This is a genomic window from Calditrichota bacterium, from assembly GCA_013152715.1.
Taxonomy (GTDB): domain Bacteria; phylum Zhuqueibacterota; class Zhuqueibacteria; order Thermofontimicrobiales; family Thermofontimicrobiaceae; genus 4484-87.
This window is the reverse complement of the sequence record JAADFU010000027.1, coordinates 11,484-33,927: the sequence shown is the minus strand read 5'-3', so window position 1 is coordinate 33,927 and position 22,444 is coordinate 11,484. Positions and strand designations below refer to the sequence as shown.

General features: G+C 44.9%; 19 protein-coding genes. 9 read left to right on the top strand and 10 right to left on the bottom strand.

All coding sequences use genetic code 11. The features are described 5' to 3' along the window. The first annotated feature begins 71 nt into the window (after positions 1-71). From GXO74_02570 to GXO74_02555, 4 genes are all read left to right on the top strand, one after another. The gene (locus GXO74_02570) at positions 72-476 is read left to right on the top strand and encodes an ATP-binding protein (GenBank protein ID NOZ60543.1); all 405 of its coding nucleotides are present in this window, start codon (positions 72-74) and stop codon (positions 474-476) included. After that, a complete protein-coding gene (locus GXO74_02565; protein ID NOZ60542.1) occupies positions 473-1,234 on the top strand; it encodes a nucleotidyltransferase family protein in 762 nt (253 codons plus the stop codon). Before GXO74_02570 ends, GXO74_02565 begins: the two co-directional genes overlap by 4 nt. A 98-nt stretch (positions 1,235-1,332) precedes the next feature. Next, positions 1,333-3,375: a PAS domain-containing protein gene (locus GXO74_02560; protein ID NOZ60541.1), complete on the top strand. Its 2,043-nt coding sequence runs from the start codon at positions 1,333-1,335 to the stop codon at positions 3,373-3,375. Positions 3,376-3,403: 28 nt separating this feature from the next. Then, positions 3,404-4,768 carry a sigma-54-dependent Fis family transcriptional regulator gene (locus GXO74_02555; protein NOZ60540.1) on the top strand — a complete coding sequence of 455 codons (1,365 nt, stop codon included), beginning with the start codon at positions 3,404-3,406 and terminating at the stop codon, positions 4,766-4,768. Positions 4,769-4,882: 114 nt separating this feature from the next. Here the strand turns inward: GXO74_02555 and GXO74_02550 are convergent, their stop codons facing one another. The 4 genes from GXO74_02550 to GXO74_02535 are packed head-to-tail and all read right to left on the bottom strand — an operon-like array spanning position 4,883 to position 6,991. Continuing rightward, a complete protein-coding gene (locus tag GXO74_02550; protein NOZ60539.1) occupies positions 4,883-5,257 on the bottom strand; it encodes a hypothetical protein in 375 nt (124 codons plus the stop codon). Positions 5,258-5,275: 18 nt separating this feature from the next. Further along, positions 5,276-5,824 carry a hypothetical protein gene (locus GXO74_02545; GenBank protein ID NOZ60538.1) on the bottom strand — a complete coding sequence of 183 codons (549 nt, stop codon included), beginning with the start codon at positions 5,822-5,824 and terminating at the stop codon, positions 5,276-5,278. A gap of 41 nt (positions 5,825-5,865) precedes the next feature. Beyond that, positions 5,866-6,363, bottom strand: coding sequence for a zf-HC2 domain-containing protein (locus tag GXO74_02540; GenBank protein NOZ60537.1), 498 nt, complete (start codon positions 6,361-6,363; stop codon positions 5,866-5,868). Between the two features lie 55 nt (positions 6,364-6,418). Further along, the gene (locus GXO74_02535; GenBank protein NOZ60536.1) at positions 6,419-6,991 is read right to left on the bottom strand and encodes a sigma-70 family RNA polymerase sigma factor; all 573 of its coding nucleotides are present in this window, start codon (positions 6,989-6,991) and stop codon (positions 6,419-6,421) included. Positions 6,992-7,349: 358 nt separating this feature from the next. Here GXO74_02535 and GXO74_02530 point away from each other — a divergent pair, with 358 nt between their 5' ends. The 5 genes from GXO74_02530 (at position 7,350) to GXO74_02510 (ending at position 11,922) form a co-directional block, all read left to right on the top strand. Then, positions 7,350-7,811: a hypothetical protein gene (locus GXO74_02530; protein ID NOZ60535.1), complete on the top strand. Its 462-nt coding sequence runs from the start codon at positions 7,350-7,352 to the stop codon at positions 7,809-7,811. An 85-nt stretch (positions 7,812-7,896) separates the two neighbouring features. After that, a complete protein-coding gene (locus GXO74_02525) occupies positions 7,897-9,399 on the top strand; it encodes a T9SS type A sorting domain-containing protein (GenBank protein NOZ60534.1) in 1,503 nt (500 codons plus the stop codon). A 204-nt stretch (positions 9,400-9,603) separates the two neighbouring features. Beyond that, positions 9,604-10,836 carry a hypothetical protein gene (locus GXO74_02520; protein NOZ60533.1) on the top strand — a complete coding sequence of 411 codons (1,233 nt, stop codon included), beginning with the start codon at positions 9,604-9,606 and terminating at the stop codon, positions 10,834-10,836. Between the two features lie 175 nt (positions 10,837-11,011). Next, complete coding sequence (locus GXO74_02515) at positions 11,012-11,485, top strand: hypothetical protein (protein NOZ60532.1); 474 nt, start codon at positions 11,012-11,014, stop codon at positions 11,483-11,485. 71 nt (positions 11,486-11,556) lie between these two features. Next, on the top strand, positions 11,557-11,922 hold the full coding sequence (locus GXO74_02510; protein NOZ60531.1) for a hypothetical protein: 366 nt from the start codon (positions 11,557-11,559) through the stop codon (positions 11,920-11,922). Positions 11,923-12,020: 98 nt separating this feature from the next. Here GXO74_02510 and GXO74_02505 read toward each other — a convergent pair whose 3' ends face one another. The 6 genes from GXO74_02505 to GXO74_02480 all read right to left on the bottom strand — a co-directional run bounded on the left by GXO74_02505 (position 12,021) and on the right by GXO74_02480 (position 22,352). Further along, the gene (locus tag GXO74_02505) at positions 12,021-12,380 is read right to left on the bottom strand and encodes a DUF5362 domain-containing protein (GenBank protein ID NOZ60530.1); all 360 of its coding nucleotides are present in this window, start codon (positions 12,378-12,380) and stop codon (positions 12,021-12,023) included. Positions 12,381-12,460: 80 nt separating this feature from the next. Continuing rightward, positions 12,461-13,015, bottom strand: coding sequence for a hypothetical protein (locus GXO74_02500; protein NOZ60529.1), 555 nt, complete (start codon positions 13,013-13,015; stop codon positions 12,461-12,463). Between the two features lie 140 nt (positions 13,016-13,155). Beyond that, the gene (locus GXO74_02495; protein ID NOZ60528.1) at positions 13,156-16,590 is read right to left on the bottom strand and encodes a DNA polymerase III subunit alpha; all 3,435 of its coding nucleotides are present in this window, start codon (positions 16,588-16,590) and stop codon (positions 13,156-13,158) included. Between the two features lie 237 nt (positions 16,591-16,827). Beyond that, positions 16,828-17,961, bottom strand: coding sequence for a tetratricopeptide repeat protein (locus GXO74_02490; protein ID NOZ60527.1), 1,134 nt, complete (start codon positions 17,959-17,961; stop codon positions 16,828-16,830). Positions 17,962-18,313: 352 nt separating this feature from the next. After that, the gene (recN, locus tag GXO74_02485; protein ID NOZ60526.1) at positions 18,314-20,038 is read right to left on the bottom strand and encodes a DNA repair protein RecN; all 1,725 of its coding nucleotides are present in this window, start codon (positions 20,036-20,038) and stop codon (positions 18,314-18,316) included. 103 nt (positions 20,039-20,141) lie between these two features. Next, positions 20,142-22,352: a hypothetical protein gene (locus GXO74_02480; GenBank protein ID NOZ60525.1), complete on the bottom strand. Its 2,211-nt coding sequence runs from the start codon at positions 22,350-22,352 to the stop codon at positions 20,142-20,144. Positions 22,353-22,444 lie beyond the last annotated feature (92 nt).

Sequence of the window (22,444 nt, the reverse complement as noted above, 5' to 3'; positions counted from 1 at the left end):
ATACCGACGCTGCGCCGCATTTACGAGGGACTTGTTGTTGACGAAGAATTGTACCGCATGGGAGAAGAACAGTGACAGATTTGGTGGTTGATCTTTTCAGTTTTGGTTATCAAAAATCGGGCATTCCCAAGGACGATACCGGAAACAACGGGGGCTTTGTGTTTGATTGCCGTTTTTTGCCCAATCCGGGCAGGGAGCCGGAATATGCTGATTTGACCGGAAAAGATGCAGAAGTTATTTCTTATCTGGAAAAATATCCGCAGGTGAGTGAATTTTTACAGGCGGCAAAAAAAATTATTGATCTTGCTATTGAGAATTATCGCGAGCGAGGATTTGCCCATTTGATGATTTCATTCGGCTGCACCGGCGGCCAACATCGTTCGGTGTATTGTGCGGAACGCATGCGAGAATATTTGGCTGAGAAGTCGATTACGGTGAGATTGCACCACGCCGAATTGGAGCGAGGCCAGCCATGAAAGCGATGATTTTAGCTGCCGGATTCGGCACACGGCTTAAGCCATTGACTGAGACTATCCCCAAAGCGCTGGTCCCTGTGCACGGCATTCCGATGTTGGAATTTATCATTCCTAAATTGAAAAATTGCGGCGTCACGGAAATCGTCATCAATCTGCACCATTTCCCCGAGCAAATCAAAGATTTTGTCAGAAAAAATAACTCATTTGATATTCATGTCGAATTTTCTTTTGAACCAGAGATTCTGGGCACCGGCGGCGGCATTCGAAAAGCGGCTTCGTTTTTGAGAGACAGCGATCCTTTCATTGTTCACAATGTGGATATCCTTTCTACTGTTAATCTCAAAGAAGTGACCGACTTTCACCTTGCGCAAAAAAGTCTCGCCACGCTGGTAGTGAAGGAAAGAAAAACGACGCGTTTTCTGGTGATTGATGAAAAAAATCGAATTTGCGGCCACGAAGATGTTTCCCGAAATCGCATTCGCATTCGCCGCGAGCCCGTCGGATCGGTGCGTCGGCTTGGGTTTTGCGGCATTCATGTGATTTCGCCAAAAATTTTTGATCTGATGACTCGCGAGGGACGATTTTCCATCATCGACGTCTATCTCGATCTCATTGAAAAAGGATATCCCGTCGGGGCGTTTGACATTACCGGAAATTACTGGCGGGACGTCGGGAAAGTTTACAGCTTGGATGAGTTGGAAGATGATTTTAGAAATGGGATGATTTCTGTGGGAAATTTGACTTCAAGCAAAAAATAAGAAATAAATCAGGAGATCATCGTTTTCTAACGTGAAAATAAATAATTCCGATTTTGCAAGTTCATATAAAAACCCGCCTTGAAAACGGCGAGGATGGAATGGCAGGAAAGAGATTTAAGAAAATTTTATTTCTTCAGCCCAAAAGCCTGATCTTCGTTTTTCTGGCTCTGGCGCTGGTGATGTTTTCGTCGGCGCTGATCGAGCTGCATCAGAGCAAAAGAGAATTGTTGGATTTGATGGAGGAACATGCCAGCACGCTGCTGGCGACGGTCATTTCGTCCTCACGAAACGCTTTGCTGACTTACGATCATTTGGAAATGTTTTTGGAAGACCGCCTGCTCAACGACGCGATGTTCCTCAAGTTTTTGTTGCAACAAAACAAAATTAACAATAAATTTTTGCGTCAGTTTTCCGAAGAATATCATATTTTTCGCATTCAAATATTTCGCCATGACGGCAAATTAATGTATTCCAGCCATGGGCAATTGCACAAGCGCGATTTATTGGAAAGCGCAGCACGAGAAAATCTGGCGCCAATTTTTAGCGGCGAACAGGACACGCTGATTCTCGGCTATCATCGCGCTGAAAAAGAAGAAGGCATGAGATATATTGTTGCCCTTGCTACGGAGAATCACGGCGCAATTGTGCTGAATCTGGAAGCGGCAGAGTTACTGGCATTCCGCCGCGAGATCGGTTTCGGTTCGCTCTTGAAAGAAATCAGTGCGAACAAGGGTATTCGCTACGTGGTTTTGCAGGATTCGAGTGGAATTATTGCTGCCAGCGGTGACGTGAAAAGTATGGAAAAAATTACCGAGTCACAGTTTTTGCTGAGTGCCACACGTGATACTTTGCTGCACACGCGCGAGTTTCCCTTTGGGACCGAAACTATTTTCGAGGCTGTGCAGTCATTTTATTTTGATGAATTTTTTGTGGGTGTCTTCCGACTGGGAATTTCCATGGAACCGCTGAATCAAATCAGAGCCCGGCTCTACCGCAGAATTGTCATCATCAGCATTATTTTGTTAGTTTTCGGCTTTGTGGTAATGATTTTTATTTTCATCAGGCAAAATTACAGCTTGCTGGAAAAGCAATATCAAATTGTGGAGACGTATTCGGCAAACGTCATCCAAAATGTCAGCGATGCCATCATTGTGCTCGATCCTGAGCGGCGTATCAGTCTGTGGAATCGCGCTGCGGAAGAAATTTTTCAAATCAAAGCCTCGGACGCACTGAACAAAGATTTAAGAACAATATTTTCGTCCGATCAGTGCGAGGAAATTTTGCACTCGGAATCAGCGATGAAGCAAATTGAATGCAAAATCAAAGATCAGAATCGGGTTTTGCTCGTGTCGCGGGCTCAATTTCAAGATGAACGCGATCGCGAAAATGTCATTCTTGTCATTCGCGACCTGACGGAACAGCTTCAATTGCAAGCGCAAATCGAGCGTCAGGAAAGAATGTCGGCCATGGGGGAACTGGCATCCGGCGTCGCCCATGAAATTCGCAATCCGTTAAATTCGATTAACACCATCGTCCAGCAACTCAACAAAGACTTTGAACCAAAATCTGAAGCCGATGAATATCACCAATTAGCGGAAATTGTCCTCAAGGAAGTCAGTCGGATCAACCAGACCGTGGAGGATTTCCTGCGCTTCGCCAGACCGTTGCCGGTGCATCCGGAAAAAATTAAGTTGTCAGATTTTTTTGAATCTTTGAAAAAGCAATATCAGAATGTGCTGCAGAAACAAAAGATTGAGTTGATATTGAATCTTCAATGGGACGGCGAAGTGAAATGGGATCGCATGCAAATGCAACAAGTTTTCATCAATCTGGTTCAAAATTCCATTGATGCAATCAAAGAAAGTGGAAAAATTATCATTAAAACTGAACAGATAAAAAATAATGAAATGAAAATCTCTTTTGCAGATACGGGGACTGGCATATCGCAGGAAATTTTGGACAAAATTTTTAATCTCTATTTCACGACAAAGGCGAAAGGTACTGGCATTGGACTGAGCATTGTGCAAAGAATAATTTTTGAACATGGCGGTATAATCACCGCGCGTCATCGCGATCAGGGCGGTGCGGAATTTATTATCAAGCTTCCCGTCGAAGCAAAGAAAACCGAAAATTTAAGCTAAAAAAGCATATTTCAGGACAACATTTTTTATGGAAAAATTGACTATTTTAATCATTGATGACGAAGAAGCCCAATTGCTCTCACTGAAAAGTTTTTTGCAGCGACGAAAGTACAAAATTCTCACGGCGACAGACGGCAAAGAAGGGCTGGCGCTTGCCGAGAAAAATGCCATTGATCTCGTTCTGACAGATTTCCGCATGCCCGAAATGGATGGCATGACCGTGCTGAAACGCGTCAAAGAACTGAACCCGGAGATCGACATTGTCGTGATGACAGCCTACGGGAACGTGGAAAATGCGGTTGCGATGATGAAATCTGGCGCGTACGATTATTTGACCAAACCGATCAATCTGGACGATCTGGAAATATTGATTGAACGCGTGGCGGAAAAACGAACTTTGCAAGCGGAAAATCGGGCGCTGAAAGAGCAGCTTGTGGGCCGCTATTCGTTCCAAGGCATCATTTCACGCAGCAGCGAGATGGAAAATGTATTGAATACAGCGGCGCGCGTGGCTCCGAGCAAAGCCACGGTGCTCATTCGCGGAGAGAGCGGGACAGGGAAAGAAGTGATTGCCCGCGCCATTCATTTTGCCTCTCCGCGGGGCGACAAACCGTTTGTCATTGTGAACGTGGCGGCGCTGTCGGAAAATTTGCTGGAGAGCGAGCTTTTTGGTCATGAAAAAGGAGCTTTCACCGGCGCGGCGCAGCGACGCATTGGCAGATTTGAGCAAGCGCATACGGGTACACTTTTCATCGACGAAGTGGGAGACATTCCGCTGTCGGTACAAGTAAAATTGCTGCGCGCTATTCAGTTTGGCCAAATCGAACGACTGGGGAGCAATGAAACTATTGAAATAGATGTGCGAATTATTGCTGCTACTCACAGACCTCTGGAAAAAATGTTGGAAGATGGCAATTTCCGAGAAGATCTATTTTATCGGCTCAACGTCGTGAGTGTCTGGATCCCGCCGCTGCGAAAGAGAAAGGCGGACATCCCGCCTTTGGTCGAGTTTTTTATTCAAAAATATGCCGAGCAAAACGAAAAAGATGTCAAAGGCATCACTCGCGAAGCGTTGGACTTTCTGATGAAATATGAATTTCCGGGGAATGTTCGAGAACTGGAAAACATGATCGAAAGCGCTGTGGTGATGTGCCGCGGCGAATTAATCACGCAAAAAGATTTACCTGCCCAGATGAAAACAAAATCCGAACGCGCGATTCTTGATCCCTATCATCTTCAGGGCGGCTATCAAAACAAAATGCAGACATTCGAAAAAGAGATGATCCGTGAAGCTCTTGCTCAGTCCGGCGGGAACCAGAGCGCGGCAGCCAGATTGTTGGGAATTACGGAGCGTCATCTGCGGTCACGGCTGGAAAAATTGGGCATGAAATAAAAAAGGGGTCGCCTCAAAAGATAATTGTTTGGGCTCCACAATAAATGCATTTTTGGGACATAAGTTGCGGTCCAAATTTACTTTTGACGCGACCCCACGATGAAAATTTGAGAATTATTTTTTCTCTTTATTTGTTTTCTTTTCTGCTTTTTCATGCTCGCATTTTGTTTTTTCATGCTCACATTTTGTTTTCTCATGCTCACATTCAGTAGCGTTTTCAGCGTTAGCCTCGGGACAATTCGCACAATCGTGATCTTTAGAGATCAGAACTTTCCCTTTCAAACAATTGCTGACTTTGTCTTTTTGTGCGTGCCGAGTGCATTTACTCTGATTTAATTTTGTTTTGTCAATTTTTTTGGCTTCCACTTTTACGGTGGTTTTTTTTGTTTTGTTGTCCTGCTTTTTGTCTTGAGCCGTTGAAAATACGGTGAAACTGGCCAACACCACAAGAGCTAGCGCAAGAGTTCCAATGAGTTTCCATGATTTCATAGATGACTCCTTTCAAAGTTAGTTTTGTTTTACTGTATCACATTTATTTGGATTGTCAGAATTATGAGCGCAAGTGCCTTCAATAAAATCGAACCCGGTGGATTTGAAATGGACGGTTTCACTCTTCATACGTGTTCCAATTAAATCGATGAATTTTTTTTGTTGCTCCGGGCTCAAGATTTCTTTCTGATTGAGCAAATAATTAATTACCTCAAATTGCAAATCCTTTTGCAGTAGATTTATTTGATCGACATAGGTTAAAATTTGGCTTTTTGTCGCGTGGTTTTCGTTTAAAAGGTCTAATAATTTTAATCTTTTTTCTTTCAAAACATCTGCCAGACTGTCAGCTTTGCTGTGGAAACCGTAGCTCATTTCGCGCATTTGCTTAATCTGATTGTCGGTTAATTGTAGTTTTTGACAGATTGCCTGGCCGCGAAGCGATTTGGCTTCAGTCATGGGGCAGGCTGTGCTCCGCTGGCAGTATTTACGATAAGTCAAAGTGCCAAATGCCGATAAATTTATTATTGTCAATAAAATCAGGCCGAGGATAAAAAGCTTTTTCTTCATGGCTTTTATACTATTCCGGTTTGTTTAAAATTGCTAAAATTCTATTGTTGTCCGTCATCTGGTTCAGCAGTTTGTAATGAAAAATAAACTCCGGCCACCGATTCTGGCGGAATCGTATCAAAAGCGTCTAAATAGGCGTCACGCACCAATTCTTCAGTTGGCGCGGTCGTATTCTGGTCGGTAGCAACAATGCTGTCTGAAAAATTGCCCAGATAAACCCCAAACGTGATTCCTGTAACCAGTAGCAAAAAAATTGCAGCGGCAGTTGCTATTCTGGGAAAGAACTCACTAATGCCAAATCCCCAAGTTTTTTTCTGTTTTCTTTCAGCAAGGCGAAGATAAATTTTTTGCCACAAAAAAGGAGCGGGTGCAATTGGCTTAAGCTCGTGAGCAGGAATATAAATTTTTTTCAAAAATTCAAAATCTACTTGGCATTTGGAACAAACTTCCAGATGGGTTTGAATTGCAATCTTCTCATTTTTAGTCAATTCGCCGTCGATCAAGGCGATAAATTTTTTCTTTGCGGCTGTGCATTTCATCTTTTGGTCTCCTTATAATTATTAGACACACCGCGGGGAAAAATCATTCGGTCGGTTAGATATCCTGTGCTAACGGAAGTAGTTTCTTTGCGAGATTCTCGCGCGCCCGCGAAAGCCGGGATTGGACCGAAGATTCAGAACAATCGAGAATTTCTGCAATTTCTTTCACTGATAATTCTTCGTATCTTTGCAAAACTAAAGCAATGCGTTGATTTTTCGGGAGCGACTGAATTGCCCGTTGAACTATTTTTTCCCGTTCAAAGATTTCGAGATTCTCTTCCGGATTTGTCAGAGTGACGTCTTCGATGTCATGCTCGGATGAATTTTTCGCTTTTACCAGGTCTTGCAGCGAAAACCATGAGTAGCGATTTTTTTGCCTGTTGTAATTCAGACACAAATTGACAGTAATGCGGTAAATCCAGGTGGAGAGACGAGATTGCTGGCGAAAAGTATGCGCAGCTTGAAATATTTTTAAGAATACCTCCTGACACAAATCCTCGGCTTCCTCCCGATTTTTGGCGAATCGAAAGCAGAGATTGAATACCGATGTCTGGTATTTTTCAAATAATCGCTTGAATGCGTTTATGTCGCCTGTGGCAATTTTTGGGAGAAGTTCCTGTTCGCGCAATTTTGTTAGCCGTTAGTTAACCAAATTTTTGACAAGTATCTCCATAATTAGACACTAAAAATGAAAAAATCATTCGCTAGGCATTATTAAATGGAGTTGAAATTTATACTTCTCCCAATTTTTTATGTTCAGTTTTTGATAAAGTTAAAAAACATTCTCATGTTTTGATTTTTCGCCGATTGGGGCGAGTAGTTCGACCAAGCGGTCGAAATTGAAATAAACGGAAAATTTGAAGTAAGTTTGTAACTTACAAATAAATAAAGAATTAAATCAAACAAAATATGCTGGCACAGTAGTTGAATAAGCGGTAACAAATGACAAGCGAAACTATAACTGAAATTAACGACGGAGGTTCAGAATGAGAAACAAAATGTCAACGCTACTGGCTGGTCTATTTGTTTTTTTGCTTTTTTCTGTCGTGGCAGTTTTTGCCCAGCAAACAGATAACACTAAGGCAAAAGTCAAGACGCAGCAGCAAGTCACAGTCGATCCCAGCAAAATGCAGCATGGTTACCATTTTGTTGATAAAAATGGCGACGGCTTTAATGACAACGCGCCTGACCACGACGGTGATGGAATTCCAAATGGCGTTGATCCGGATTACACGGGTCCCAAAAATCGAAAAGCCGGCCAGGGAAAAAATTTTATTGACCGAAACGGTGACGGCATTAACGACAATCAAGGTAGTGGAAAAGGTTTTCGCGGACATGGCCGACGAGGTGGGTTTGGGTCCGGCAATAAAGTCGGAAATGGCAATCGCACCGGCGTCTGCGATGGCACGGGGCCAAAAGGCAACAGAGCGAATCAACCGAATAAATAACCAATCAACGCAAATTCTCCGGCAGCCTGATTTGTAGCGCCGGGGAATTTGCAATTTTATCATTAAATCACATGGAGGTAACTTTATGAAATCACATGTAAACAGCTCAGCAGTTTGGATTTTGACTGTTGCAATGGCAGGACTTTTCCTGTTTTCACTGCCGTTGACCGCGCAGGACATGGGGCGCCATCATGGCAATCGCGCCTGGCCTGATTCGCTGGAAACAGTGACGGTGCAGGGTGTTGTTGTTCAGGATTCTCTCGTCCACATGTTTTACTTGCTCGATGTTGACGGCGACGGAGTCGGAGATTACGGATTGGCATTCGGTCCTGACTGGTATCAGCCGGAGAGCGGCGCGCAACGCCCGCAGGTCGGAGATACTGTGGAAATTGTCGGGCTGGTCCGCGAAAATCCCATGCTGCCGGTAATCGTAGTTTTTGAAATTGATGGAATGCTGTGGCGCGAACCAGTGGAAAATTGGTGGCATCATTCGCAATGGCCTGACTCATTGCAGAGAGTGACCGTGACCGGTACTGTGCTGGTCGATACAACGTATTTTTATTTTCACTATTATCTTGATGAAAATAATGACGGTGAAGCCGATTATTTTCTCAATTTTGGACCGCCCTGGTATCAGCCGGAAGGAGTGGAGAAACCGAGCGCTGGTTCAATTGTTACGGTTGAAGGCGGCATAAATGAAGGGCGCCTGATGCCAGTAATTATTGTCTATACTATTGACGGACAGACATGGCGCGAACCGACAGGTCCCGCTCCTTGGGCTGGTCGTTGGGTACATCAAAATTGGCGCGATTCCGTTCGAATTTTTTGCCCAACGGATAGTCTGAGCTGGATGGACATTCCTCCAGGCGCAATGCATGGCGGCGGGCACGGCGGAATGATGTTCCCTGATTCCATGTTTGTGGAGTTTATGCACATTTTTGGCGATAGCCTGCCCGGGCAGCCAGATTCGGCCATGTTTGGATTTCATTTGAATTTTTCCAATCCTTCAGGGCGCTGCATGCAGGGAAGAGGCGTCCCTGTTCGCTTTGCCAAACGTCTGCGCATTGCATTTCATTACGGAAACAGAGATTCTGCAATTTCGCCGCTGGCAAAAGTTTTGCGCCAGGGAAATGTTGTTTTGAAGTATTGGGATGAAAACGCGCAACAGTGGTTTTCGGAAAATCAGATTGAAATTGATCCCAACCAAGAAATCATCTATTTTAAAACGCAGGATGTCAATAGCTATTATGCGCTCACAATTGCCGGTTCGACGACCGACGTCGAAATCAATGAAGCGGTTTTGCCGGAAAAGATTTCGCTGGGGCAAAATTATCCCAATCCGTTTAATCCGAGCACTGCGATTTCCTATCGTGTCGATTTATCGGGAACTTCGGTGAGTCTGAGGGTTTATAATTTGAACGGACAATTGATCAGAACTCTCTACGAAGGCGTTCAGAACGCGGGTATGCATCAAATACAATGGGATGGCAGAAATAGCGCCGGTAATTTAGTCTCCTCGGGAATCTATATTTACAAGTTGCACGCCGGAGAGACAACTTTGTCGCGGAGGATGATTTTCATGAAATAGGGAAAAATCGTCGATATTCCCGGTTGGTCAGAAGCGTGGGGAAGGCATGAGTTATTCCCCGCGCTAACATTTAACTGAGCAAAAAACATTTTTTAAATCGCTAACACAGCCAGAGAAGGAAAGCGTCGCATCGACTCGCAAATTCAAGCATCAAACAGGGAGCTTGCTTTAAGAGTTTTTTTAGTAGAATTATGAGGTCTTGAAATGCATCAAAGGGAAAAGAAATATTTTCCAATTTTGCTCGCATTGATTTTTCTTTTGTCATCGGCAAAGTTGTTTGGTCAGTGGGGATTCCAGATGTCGTTGAATCAGGAATACAACAATAATCCGTTTCACTTGCCGCAACAGGAAAAAAGTTGGGTTTCTTCGGCGCTGTTGGGCGCGGAGCGAAGTTGGAAACACTGGGACTTGAGTTATGAGGGGCTTTATTCGGATTTTGCCAATATGAGGGATCGTAATTTTTATTGGCATTCATTGACGCTGCAGGCGGGAAGCGATACGACCATGTTCAGCTTGAGCGCGGAGCAGCGGATCGATAAAACAGGTTATGATTTGTACGATTATTGGAATACAAATGCGCAAGTGACGCATCGTTTTTTTGTGAAGAATTTTACGATCAATCTGAGCGGTCGCGCTGAAATGAATTTTTTCAATCAGGTTCAGGAATTGAATAATATGAAATTTTCAGCGGGAATCGGTTTTAATCGCAGCTTTCAGACAAAAACTATATTGATTGCCAGAGCGGACTTTGAATATAAAAATTACCAGAATTCCCAAACGCGCGGACTGTCTGATGCTCCGTTAATGATGGACATGCCCGTGGCAATCGCCGGGTGGGGACGAGAAAACTCAAACGCTAACGGAAATCATGGGTCAAAACGCGGCTACATGGATAACGATCATGGAAGAGGCTTCATGACGCCTCATGCTTACAGCGATTTTGTTAACGCATCCGTCAGTCAGATTGTTTCAATGGTTCGCGTGGCACAGTCTGTGGCGCCCACGCTTGGCGTTGCCTTGCAGTATGTGAATAGAGGTCTGGTTGGCGGAAACAGTCGATTTATCACAGGAGTGGCCGATAGTTACAGCAAGGAATCGGAAATTTTCAACGATCCCATGGGCTACGAGAGTGACGTCATCGGAGCGGAAATTACGAAAATTTTTCCCTGGGCAATCAGATTGAAATTGTCAGCGTATTTTTCAAAAAAGAATTTCACCGCACAGGGCATCTATTCGGATTCGGAAACTTACGATGAAAATGTCCTACGGGTTGATGACACAAAAGTGGCTTATTCTACGATCAGCAAAGATCTGAATTTTTCAGCATTTGCCGTGACCATAGCTGTAAATTATCAATGGTTAGAAAATAGATCGAACAGTTACTGGTACGACTATCGCAATCAGTATGCGGCAATTGGACTCGAATTTTATTTTTAATGATTACGGAGATTGAAGCAGGACATTTAAAAAAAATATTGATTTTGGCTGGAAAATTTGCTAAATAGAAAGTGTGGGCAGTTGTTTTCCGGAAAAGAGCGAATAATTTCAAGCTATTTTGACGAGTAACGTTTTTTGACATCCTCATCCGGGAACATAATTGGAGACGTCAAAAATGAAATATTTACTAACTTTCGCTTTCTTGTTGCTTGTGAGCTTTTATTCCTGTAACAAAAATAATGACGTTACTGCTCCGGGAAAAAATGAATGGTCAGCAACAAAGTTTATTGATTCCCGCTGTCCCGAAGGACTTGCGGGAACGCTTTCCGAAGAATTTACAGAGACAGCAGGCTCGGGGCATTATCTGAATTATTGGAATTACCGTGATGACACGCTAAAACTTCACCTCCTGTTCGATTGTACGTGCTATTCCGCTTTTCAGGATAGCGCTGTGATCGGCGATGGCTGGCTGCACATTTTTTTGAAGGACACGTCCGGCTACCACGCGCGGTGCATTTGTTCTCATGCGAGCGAATTGGATTTTTTCCTGCCCGGCGCAAGTCAGGTAGGAATGCAGCTAAACATTCAATTTTACGGGAGTGAAAATTATGCCGCGTGTCTGGACACTTTACTCGAAATTGGGTTGTGAAATTTAAATTATTCGTCGGCACATTATTGAGCTTTGAAATGAAAAATTTAGGCTCAAATTGAGGTGATTTTGTGAAAAGAAAAATTATGACATATCTGTTTTTTGCATTTTTGTTTCCTGTTTTGTTGTTTGCGCAGCAACCGGATAGCACGCAAAAAACTCAGAAAATTACCACTAAAGATAAATCTGCCGTCAAGAAAAATGTGACGAAAAATGCCGCCAAGAAAGAGGGAAAAAAGTTGTCCGGATTTGTCGATAAAAACGCTAATGGCGTGGACGACCGTCTTGAGAAACGCGGGAAGCATGGGATGAAAAAAGGAAAATCTGATATTTTCATAGACAGGGATGGCGACGGCATTTGCGATGGCAGGGAGTCGGCAATCGGTTTGAAAAAAATTATGAACCGCCGGCATCGCGGAAGAGGGCCAATGCACTAAAGAGAAACAAAATTCCGCACCGGTGTTTTCATTGTATTTTTTCTCTGAAGTCAAAGCCGATCCGGCAGAATCGTCGGACCGGCTTTTTTGCGCGAAAATTAATAATTCAAGGAACTGATCCCGCTGAGAATCGCCCCGCCGGTAGCGACAAATGCGAAGACAATGCCAACAATTACGATGAGAATCAATACTCCGTTGATGATAAAATACGTTTTTAGTTTGGACATCGTTTCCAGAAACGCCGTCGAGTCTCCGGTTGAACGCGCAGCGTCGATTTTGGAAGCCGCACCGTAGAGAAGAACGCCCATCCAAATCGGCAGCCAGCAGACGACAATGCCCACAATTGTGAAAATCATCAGCACGCCGTAAATAATCGAAACAATGCCGATCAATTTCAGCCAGCCTTTGGCGTCGTAGAGCGGAGAACTCATTTGCTGCACCACTTCTTTTTCTTCCATTCAAGCCTCCTTGGTTTTTGTGAGAGACCTCGTCTTAATTTTTGTGAGATCTATGCGCTGAATTTCTGAATACAGAAAAATCAAAGATAAACTGCTGTATTCATTATGAGCGCCGGAATGAGAAATATGAGAATGGTGATCAGAATGAACGCTACCAGGCTGATGAAGAAAAAGTTGAATTTCTCTTCTTCCGGGCACAAAACGATTTTTTCGTAGCCAACCCAGAATTGCCAAAAGCCGTAAACGCCGACAATCGAAAGCCAGTAAAGCGGAGGAATAATGAAAAAAATGCACGACGCGAAAATCGGCGCTGAGGCAAAAATAGCCAATTTCAAATATGTTTGCGTATTTTCTTCAGCATTGAAGCTGCTTGCCAGGTGGGTCATAATTTTCGCGAGAAGGTAGATGCCGGCGATGGCAAAACCGTAGAATAAAACAGCCCAGAGCAAAGAACGGAATAAATTTTCACCGGAAAAAATTAATCCCAGAAATCCGGCAATCGCAGGAATTGCGGCAGTGAACAACAAATAATTTTTAATCAATTCCTTTTCGGAAATGGCGTCTTCTCTCAGTTCATCCCACCCGGTCATTGGCGGCAAGAGTGTGGATTTCATCCGATTCAATAAACGATTCATTTTGCCCTCCGTAGAATTGAAGCGAATTTACATTTGACACATGAACGCGGCTTGAAAATTTCAGAATACAAAAAATGATTTACATTTCTTTGCCAAGAATTTTTTCCGGCAAGCGCTTACAGTCTTTCCAGACGATAAAATCATCCCTCGACCCAAACGTTATCTTTCCCGACTTGTTCCGCCAATTTATTGGCAAGATCGGGTGTCAAGTGAGTAAAAATTTTTCGCGAACGTAAAACATAGGAACCGTTTTTCGGCGTACGGACATTGATGTACACCGGAACTTGTCCTTTGGATTGCGTCAGTAAATTTTTGATGTTGAAAATTTTTTCCCGGGACATGTTTCCCGCGTCGATTCGAATGTGCAGTTTTTCGCCCAACTGATTCCAGACCTGATCGAATGGTATCACTTGATCGCAAATGAGTTTCGGCGACTTTTGGCCTTCTTGAGAGGATGCTTTCCCGGTGATAAAAATCAGTTTGTCTTCCTGAAGGTGTTCTTTGTACTTCTGATAGGCGTCGGCAAACACGACAACTTCGCCGGCTTGTGTCAAATCTTCGACGGTGATAAATGCCATAATGCGTTTTTTCTTGTCGATATGCGTTTTGATGTGGGTGACCATGGCGCCTACGCGCACCGGATCGTTATTCTTTTTAGTCAGAAGTGATTTCAGAGAGTCACAGGAAAAAAGTTTGAGCACAAATGCGTATTGCGACAGCGGATGGCCGGAAAAATAAAATCCCAGGACGTCTTTTTCATAATTTAATTTGTCCCGTTCCGTCCATTTTTCAGTTTCCGGAAGCGGGGGAGTGTCCAAATGTTGCGTCTCGGGCGCAGTGCTAAAAATACTCGTCTGCCCATTGGCGCGCTGGGACGCCATTCGTTGGCCGAAGTGAACTGCCGTATCGATGGCTTCAAATTGCTGTGCGCGGTGTCCTTCGAGTGAATCCATGGCGCCAGCCTGGATCAAACTTTCCAGAACTTTTTTATTCACTAACCGCAGGTCCACGTGTTGGCACAAGTCAAAAAGCGTTTTAAAGGAACCTTCTTTTTCTCTGGCTTGAATGATGGATAAAATAGCATTTTTGCCGACATTTTTGATGGCGAGCAGGCCGAAACGAATTTTCCCATTTTCGACTTTGAATTTCAAATCGCTGAAATTGACGTCCGGCGGTAAAATTTCCAGTCCCATGCGCTTGCATTCTTCAATGAGGATCACGATGCGGTCTGAGTCGGTCATTTCGCTGGTTAAATTAGCCGCCATGAATTCGGCCGGATAATGCGCTTTCAAATAGGCAGTCTGGAAAGCGACGACGGAGTAGCCGGCGGCGTGGGATTTGTTGAATCCGTATTCTGCAAACTTTTCAATCAAATCATAAATTTCAATGGCATCGGCTTCGGAAAGGCGGTTTTCCCTGGCGCCCTCGATAAATTCAACTTTGAGCTTCTCCATGACTGATTTGATCTTTTTGCTCATCGCCCGCCGCAACTCGTCCGCTTTTGACATGCTGAAGCCTGCCAACTCGCTGGCGACGCGCATGACCTGTTCCTGATAGACAATAATGCCGTAAGTTTCTTTTAAAATTGGCTCCAGTTTCGGATGAGCGTAAGTTATCGGCGTTCTGCCGTGGCGGCGATCGATAAAATCAGGAATATTTCGCATCGGCCCCGGACGATAAAGAGCGTTCATGGCGATTAAATCGCCGATATTTTGCGGCTGCAACTGAATGAGCGAGTTGCGCATACCGGAACTTTCAAATTGGAACACGCCAACAGTTTCGCCTTTGCTGAAAATTTCCAGCGTTTTGGGATCATCCAAAGGAATTTGATCGGGATCGATGACTTTCCCGCGCGCTTTCAGTTGTTTCAACGTATCGTCAATGACGGTTAGCGTGCGCAGCCCGAGAAAGTCCATTTTCAAAATGCCGATTTTTTCCAACGTCTTGCCGTCGTATTGGGTAGTGATATCTTTTTTTTGTGGCGATTTGTAGAGGGGGGTGTACCGGGTCAATTTTCCCGGCGTAATAACGACGCCTGCGGCATGAATGGACGCATGGCGATGCAATCCTTCCAAAACCAGCGAATTATCAATGAGCTCTTTGTAAATGCCGCCTTTGTTGGCAATTTCGCGCAATTCCGGCACCTGGGCCAGCGCTTTCGTGAGCGTCATTTTTAGCTCCTGCGGAACCAGTTTGGCAATTTTGTCCGCTTCCGCTAAATTGATCTCCAATACTCTGGCGACGTCGCGAATGACGCCGCGTGCGGCCATGGTACCGAAAGTGATGATCTGGGTGACGTTGTCTTCGCCGTATTTGTTTTTAACGTAGCGGATGATTTCTTCGCGTCGTTCAAAACAAAAGTCAATGTCGATGTCCGGCATGCTCACGCGATCCGGGTTGAGAAAACGTTCAAAAAGCAGGTCGTATTGCATGGGCTCGATATTGGTGACGCCCAGGCAGTAGGATACCAGGCTTCCTGCCGCAGATCCGCGGCCGGGGCCCACCGGGATTCCTTCTTTGCGAGCGTGGTCGATAAAATCTTTCACAATCAGAAAATAGCCGGCATAGCCCATTTCTTTAATGATGTCAAGCTCTTTTTCCAGCCGTTGCTTCAATTCCGGCGTGATTTCCGTATATCGTTTTTTCAGCCCTTGTTCGGCGATTTGGTGCAAATATTCATCCAGGGAAAGATGCTGAAAACCCTCGGGAAGATCAAATCTGGGAAGATGAATTTGGTCAAGATCAAGTTCGAGATTGCATTTGTCGGCGATTTTTGTCGTATTTTCAATAGCTTCAGGAAAATCGGAAAACAACTTAATCATTTCGTCCTGCGATTTGAAATAGACCTGGTCGGTGTTAAATCGCATTCGATTGGCGTCTTTGAGTGTTTTGCCGGTTTGAATGCAGAGCAAGATTTCATGGGCGCGGCTATGTTCCTGCTTCAAGTAATGAATGTCATTAGTCGCCACCATTGGGATTCCGAGTTTTTTGCTAAGTTCTGCCATTCCCTGAACGACCGCCTCTTCTTCTTCAATCCCGTGCCGTTGAAGTTCTAAATAAAAATCATCGCCAAATATTTCCCGATATTCCAACGCGGCGCGTTCGGCGGCTTGCATGTCGTTGTTTCTGATTTTGCGGGCAATTTCACCGGACATGCACGCCGACATGGCGATTAAGCCCGAAGAATGTTTGCGAAGCGTGTCTTTGTCTATTCGGGGTTTGTAGTAAAATCCTTCGAGAAATCCAATGGAAACCAATTCCATCAGATTTTGATATCCTTCAAAATTTTTAGCGAGTAATACCAGATGATAGGAGGTATCTTTTTGCTTGTCCGATTTTGTTTTGTCAAGTCGACTTCCTGGCGCAATGTAAACTTCCGCGCCGATGATGGGTTTCAAATCGGCTTTTTTTAATTCCATGTAAAAATTAATCGCACCGAACATGTTGCCGTGATCGGTAATGGCAAAAGCGTCCATGTTGAACGCTTTGCACGTCTCAATGATATCGCTGATGCGGCAGGCCCCGTCTAATAAACTGTAACTGGTGTGATTGTGCAAATGGATAAATTCTGCCATAGCATAAAGTCCCCTGTTTGAAGATTGGTGGAGTGGCTGTAACTTAAATAAAGACAAGACAATAAAAATTAAAAATAACAACCGCTAACAATCGTGCTGGAAGTTTGTTTCATGAGATTTCATATTTCATCGGATGTTTTTAATATAATAAACTAAAACTCAAGAAGCAAGTGCGAAGATGAATTTGAAGAAAAAAAAGGGGAGTTTGTTAACTCAAAACTCCCCTGATGAGAAAAGTTATAATTGTTTGAGATAGCGATAGGCTTTGTTCACATATTCACTGTTGGCAAAAGCGCCGATGAGCCAATTCAATTCCGTTTGGGCGACGTCTGTATCGCCGACTTTCAAAAAGCATAATCCCAACATCAGTTGCGCGTCGTCTTTTTTGTCGGCGGCGTCGAAAGCTGCGACTTTGTTGAATTCGGCGATCGCCTGATAGTATTTTCCCTGGGCATAGTAGCATTCGCCAATCCAATATTGACAATTATCCGCTAGTTTGTGGTTGGGATTAATCTGCAATAACGCGTAAAATTGATCGATCGCGTTTTGATAGCGATGCTCGTTAAATAATTGCAGCGCGTCTTTGTAGGAAATTTCATAATCATCAATAGGCCGATTGGAATTGAGCGTAATGTTTGACGAACTGGCGCTGGTTTCGCTGTAGCCCTGGTCTGTAGTTGATTGTTCGCCGGCGTAATAATTGTTCTCGGACGCCGGGGAAGTTAAACGCGCCTCCAATTTTGCAATCTTTTGATCGTATTGTTGAATTTGCTGCTGCAATTGCTGTTTCAGGGACGTCTTTTCATTGAGCACATTTTCCAGATGATGAATCTCGTCGTTGATGGCGGCCAAAGACGTGTCGTTTTGCTGATTTTGCCCGTCGGATGCGCCAAGAAGTTGATTTAAGTCATCCTGCGGTTGATTAGCGGCAACATCCTGGCTATTGTCCGTCGTTGCTGCTGTTTGCAGGGGCTGGTTTTGTCCCGCGTTGTCGTCTTGCAGCAATTTCATGAGTTCATCCGTCCCATCGTTGCTTTGAGACGACGGATCATTGGCGAAGGCGTCGTTTGCTTCGGACAGCAAGGAACCGAGTTCGTTGTCGCTATTGGTTTGGTCCGAATTTGGTTGTCCGCTGGCGGCGGAAAGCTCGGTCGCTGATGTTGATTGCGAAATTTCTCCGTCAGCTTCATTCAAAAGAGCCATAAGCGTTTGCTCGTCAGCAGCAGATCCATTCCCGGCATCACTTTTTCCCACAACTGAGTCATTGGTTTCAATGCGCGGAGCTCGGCTCACACACAACAAAAACAGACCCAGCGCCACGATGAGCAATGAGACAATGGAGGAGCGGATAAGCGTTTTGCTGTTGTTCATGATGATTCCTCCTCAAAATTTATCGTAAATTTCCATTTTTCCGACTTACTTTTTGGGAATTCAATTTTGTCAGCGCTTACAAAAGAAAGAGCGCCTGTTTGCCAGTGAGATTCGAAAAATAACGGCAATTGTGATCTTCAGCCCGTGTGAAAAAATTGGTAGTGAATGTAATTCGACCAATTGTAGTGCGATGGTTGCAAAAATTGCTCCAAAAATGAGTAACGACAATAATTTTATAAGGGTTTAAATAAATAGTTTGTAAGTAATTGAAAAATAAAAAGAAATGGCGCGTTTAAAAACGCAGTTTTCTCTTTTTTAAAAAAGAGGGAGGAATTTCGCCAGATGGGTTGTATCAGACTGTATCAGTGGCAAGCCGCTGCGCTTCGGCGATGAGCTCGCGGGCGCTATTGATGTGGGCTTCGGATACGGTTTCGCCGCCCAGTAGTTTTGCAATTTCGTAAACGTGTTCACTGGCGGACAGTTTGCGAATCTGGGTTGTCGTGGTTTCATTTGCTGAAGTTTTTTCTACGACAAAATGATGGTCAGCCATGCTGGCGATTTGCGGTAGATGGGTGATACAGATAATCTGATGCGTTTGCGCCAATTTTTTCAGACTGAGCCCCACGGCTTGAGCGATGCGCCCGGAAATTCCGATATCGATTTCGTCAAAAATGAGCGTTGGAATTCTGTCGGCGCTGGCGAGCGAGGATTTCAGCGCCAGCATGATGCGGGAGATTTCTCCGCCGGATGCCACACGAATCAAGGGTTTCAGGTCTTCGCCGGGGTTGGCGGCCATGAAAAATTCCACCTGATCGATGCCGCGTTCGTTGGCGCGAACTCTGCCGCTGTTCACCTCGACAGCTCCTTTTTCGTCCGGAATCTGGGTCACGGAGACTTGAAATCTGGCGTTTTTCATGCTTAGCTGGGATAAATGCGCCTGAACTTCCGCTTCCAGTTTCTGGGCAGCCTGTTTTCTTTTTTCGGATAATTGCAGACAAAGCTTGGTTAGAATTTCTCGCTGGCGTTGGATTTCCTCTTGCTTCCGAGAAATCGCTTCTTCCAAATTTTCAATCAGATGGAGCTCTTGCTCAAGCTGCTGTTTGTACTGAATAATTTCGTCGATGGTTCGTTGGTATTTTCTTTTCAGCGCGGAAAATTGACCCAGTCTGTCGCGGATTTGCTCCAGCCGTTCGGGGTCAATTTCAATATTCTGGCTGTAACTCTGCAAAAATTTGCCGATTTCCTGTGTTGCCACTTGAGCGGATTCGCAGTCATGTCGAATGGGACCCAGCTCCGAATCGATGGCCGCTAATTCTTCCACCATTTCCAGAGTCCGCGATAGCCGATCGTAAATTGATTCCTCGGCGTCGTAAAGCTCGTTGGCGGCTGCGGCGGACAACTGGTATCGCTTTTCGCTGTTTCCGAGTAATTTTTCTTCCTGAATCAGTTCTTTCTCTTCGCCGGGTTGGGGATCAATTTCTTGAATTTCCTGGAGTTGAAATTGGTACAAATCCCGTTTTTCGCGAGACTGTTTCTCTTTTTTGTGTAAATTGTGCAACTCCTCGACGAGCAGAGTGTATTTTCGGTATTCTTGGCCGGTTTCGATGAGCAAATCGGAATAACCACCAAAATCATCGAGGTATTGAATATGATATTTGACTTTGAGTAATGCCTGATGTTCGTGCTGGCCGTGGAGATCGACGAGAAATTCGCCCAATTGCTCCAGCATCGCGTTGGGGAAAGGAGTGTCGTTAACAAAAGCGCGGTTTCGGCCGCTCTGGGAAGATTCCTTTCGCAAAATCAGAGCGTTGTCAAGATTGTCGATTTCGGTCTGTCGCATGAATTCAACGACGTGACGCAAGTGCCCAATTTCAAAAAGAGATTCGGTGATCGCCTTGTTCGTTCCTCTGCGCAGGGCATCCGCCGGAATCTTTTCTCCCAGCGTGGAGCCCAGCGCATCGATGAGAATCGATTTTCCCGCGCCGGTTTCGCCGGTGATGATGTTCAGACCTGCGCTGAATTCAACGTCAATTTTATCTATCAGAGCGAAGTTTTCAACGTGCAAACTCTTTAACATTGCGTTCCTGTTTGGTGATTTTGTTACAAAATAAAAAATGTGTGTCCGGTTTTGGGGAGAAATTAGTCAAAAAATTAAATGCAAAAATGTAGGCCAACCCAATTTAACGAATTACCGCCACCTTGCCAATGCGATTTATGCCGCTCTCTTTGTTGAAAATCACAAACAGATAGACGCCGCTGGCGACATATTTCCCCTGATCGTTCTTGCCATCCCATAGCGCTTGCGCGCCTAAAATTTCATCTTTGGAAATGGTTCTGACAACAGCGCCGTTCTCGGTCATGATGCGAATATCGACGTCGTCGGTCAGATTGGCAATGGAAAATACCGCATCTTTGGGCGGAAAAAATGGATTGGGCCCTGCTTTAATGTCGTTCAGATTTTCTCTGGGTTTAGAAAACGGCGTCACGAGACAGGACAATCCTTCTGTTGAGCCGATGTAAACGCGACCGGTTTCTTCGTCAAATGCAAAAGCGGTTATGTTGTCGCTCACCAACGGACTGTTTTCCGTTGTGTAGTGAGTGAAGGTAATGCCGTCCGGAGCGAGTACACTCACGCCGCCGGTGGTGCCAAACCATTTGTTGTTTCGGATATCGACTTCGACTACGTTAATGTTGTTGCTAATCAGGCCGCCCTGGTAGTAAACATTCCCCTGCGCCCAATAATTTAAACCGTCTTCAGTGGCGATCCAGGCGATGTTATCCTGGTCGATTGCGATATCTTTGACTTTATTAGCTTCCAGACCGTCAACTGTTGTCAAAGTGCCAGATAGGTCGTCATCGGATTTGTCCGTGAGTGTGTTGTTGTAGTCAATAACATTCACGCCGCCGTCGCTGGCGACCCAGACGCGGCCATATTGATCAAAGTCGAGCGCGCGGACGTCGCCGCTGAGAAAACCTTCCTGTCGGGAAAAATACTGCCATTGTTGCAATGCTGAATAGACAGCCACGACGTTGTTGTTTGCCGGTTCGAGGTTGAGAATCCACATGTTGTTGTAGCGATCTTGTTTCAAATCTGTGATCAAAATATAATTCGGATCCGAGCTAATTCCCGAAAAGACATTGGTGGAGAATGTTGTAATTGACGTGAGTGAATCTTTGTCGTCGATGATGGAGACGCCGCCGCCTCGGGTTGCCACCCATTTTCGGTTAAGGTAATCGACAGCAATTGCCTCAATCACATTTTTGGCAAGCCCGTCGTTGGTGGTAAATTGCTGCCAGCGCTGGCGGACATTGCTATTTTTGTCGTCGTATTTAAATACGCCGTCCGTGAGGGAACCGCACCAGAGAATTCCGTTCTGGTCGATTTTCAAACAGGAAATATCGTTCCCCGGCGGCCCGGGGGGATAAAATTCCGTCCATTGATTCGTCTGCTTATTAAAGCGGCCAAGCCCGCCGGAAGCAGTGGTTTTTTGGCGTCCCACCCAGAGCGTGCCGTCGCCGGAAAATACCAGTTTAACCGGCTTGTAAATGTAGGGTGATGCTAAGTGCCAGGACTGCGCCGATGAATCCCACTGGTAAACATAACCTTCAGCGAGAGCAAAAAGCGTGTCCGAAAAAGAGGCCAAATCAAGAACGTTCTCGCTCGGCAGCCCGGTATTCATCTCAATCCAATTATTTTGTTCTTTTTTGGCCACTCCCGCATCTGTCGCTGCGAAAATGGCGTTATTTGTTGCTTCGATGGAATGAACCATATTGGACGGCAGTCCGTGATTCATGGTGTAGTTTGTCCAGCTTTCCGGTGCCATTAAATTCGCTAAGTCAAAACTCGATTGAGCGATGCCATATTCTGTCGCGGCCCAGATTTCTTTTCCATTGAGAAGAAGGGACACGACAGGCGTCTCCACGGGAATTTGTGAGCCCAGATTTTTGTATGTCTCCTTCACTTCTTGGCGTTGAATGTCATACAAACTGATGCCGATGTCCAGGGCAACTAACAGCGAATCGCCCAAAACCGTGAGATCGTTGATCTGATGTCCCAGGTAATCGTCGAATTGAACCCAGGCGCCTGTTTCCGGGTGGTAACAGTTGAGCCAGCCGTCGGAAAATCCGACCCAGACAGCGCCTTTCCCGTCGATAGTAATTGCTTGCGCGTCGAGCGCCGATAAACCGTTTGTATTATAAAATTGTTGAAATGCGCTGTCAGCCAGGTCAAATCGAAACACGCCGCCATTTGTCACGCACCAGATGGCTTCGCTGTCCACAGCCATATCGCGAATGTCAGATTGATTCGTAAACGTGATCCAGTCTCCCACAGCGCCGAATAATTGTGAAATCGTCAGTGCAATGAGCAATAGAATTGTTTTTATTTTCATATTTTGAAGTCACTTTTTTAGTTTCGGGTTTTGAGTTACACCTTTCGGAGTTAGAATGCCCTATTTGAATTTTTACCCAAATTGTCTGTGCA

Bases quoted from the DNA above. Each gene is read 5' to 3' on its own strand.
- GXO74_02550 (NOZ60539.1), bottom strand. From the start codon at position 5,257: ATGAAATCATGGAAACTCATTGGAACTCTTGCGCTAGCTCTTGTGGTG.
- GXO74_02500 (NOZ60529.1), bottom strand. From the start codon at position 13,015: ATGAATCGTTTATTGAATCGGATGAAATCCACACTCTTGCCGCCAATG.
- GXO74_02505 (NOZ60530.1), bottom strand. From the start codon at position 12,380: ATGGAAGAAAAAGAAGTGGTGCAGCAAATGAGTTCTCCGCTCTACGAC.
- GXO74_02525 (NOZ60534.1), top strand. From the start codon at position 7,897: ATGAAATCACATGTAAACAGCTCAGCAGTTTGGATTTTGACTGTTGCA.
- GXO74_02540 (NOZ60537.1), bottom strand. From the start codon at position 6,363: ATGAAATGCACAGCCGCAAAGAAAAAATTTATCGCCTTGATCGACGGC.
- GXO74_02490 (NOZ60527.1), bottom strand. From the start codon at position 17,961: ATGAACAACAGCAAAACGCTTATCCGCTCCTCCATTGTCTCATTGCTC.
- GXO74_02520 (NOZ60533.1), top strand. From the start codon at position 9,604: ATGCATCAAAGGGAAAAGAAATATTTTCCAATTTTGCTCGCATTGATT.
- GXO74_02555 (NOZ60540.1), top strand. From the start codon at position 3,404: ATGGAAAAATTGACTATTTTAATCATTGATGACGAAGAAGCCCAATTG.
- GXO74_02480 (NOZ60525.1), bottom strand. From the start codon at position 22,352: ATGAAAATAAAAACAATTCTATTGCTCATTGCACTGACGATTTCACAA.
- GXO74_02495 (NOZ60528.1), bottom strand. From the start codon at position 16,590: ATGGCAGAATTTATCCATTTGCACAATCACACCAGTTACAGTTTATTA.
- GXO74_02560 (NOZ60541.1), top strand. From the start codon at position 1,333: ATGGCAGGAAAGAGATTTAAGAAAATTTTATTTCTTCAGCCCAAAAGC.
- recN (NOZ60526.1), bottom strand. From the start codon at position 20,038: ATGTTAAAGAGTTTGCACGTTGAAAACTTCGCTCTGATAGATAAAATT.
- GXO74_02530 (NOZ60535.1), top strand. From the start codon at position 7,350: ATGAGAAACAAAATGTCAACGCTACTGGCTGGTCTATTTGTTTTTTTG.
- GXO74_02545 (NOZ60538.1), bottom strand. From the start codon at position 5,824: ATGAAGAAAAAGCTTTTTATCCTCGGCCTGATTTTATTGACAATAATA.
- GXO74_02565 (NOZ60542.1), top strand. From the start codon at position 473: ATGAAAGCGATGATTTTAGCTGCCGGATTCGGCACACGGCTTAAGCCA.
- GXO74_02515 (NOZ60532.1), top strand. From the start codon at position 11,012: ATGAAATATTTACTAACTTTCGCTTTCTTGTTGCTTGTGAGCTTTTAT.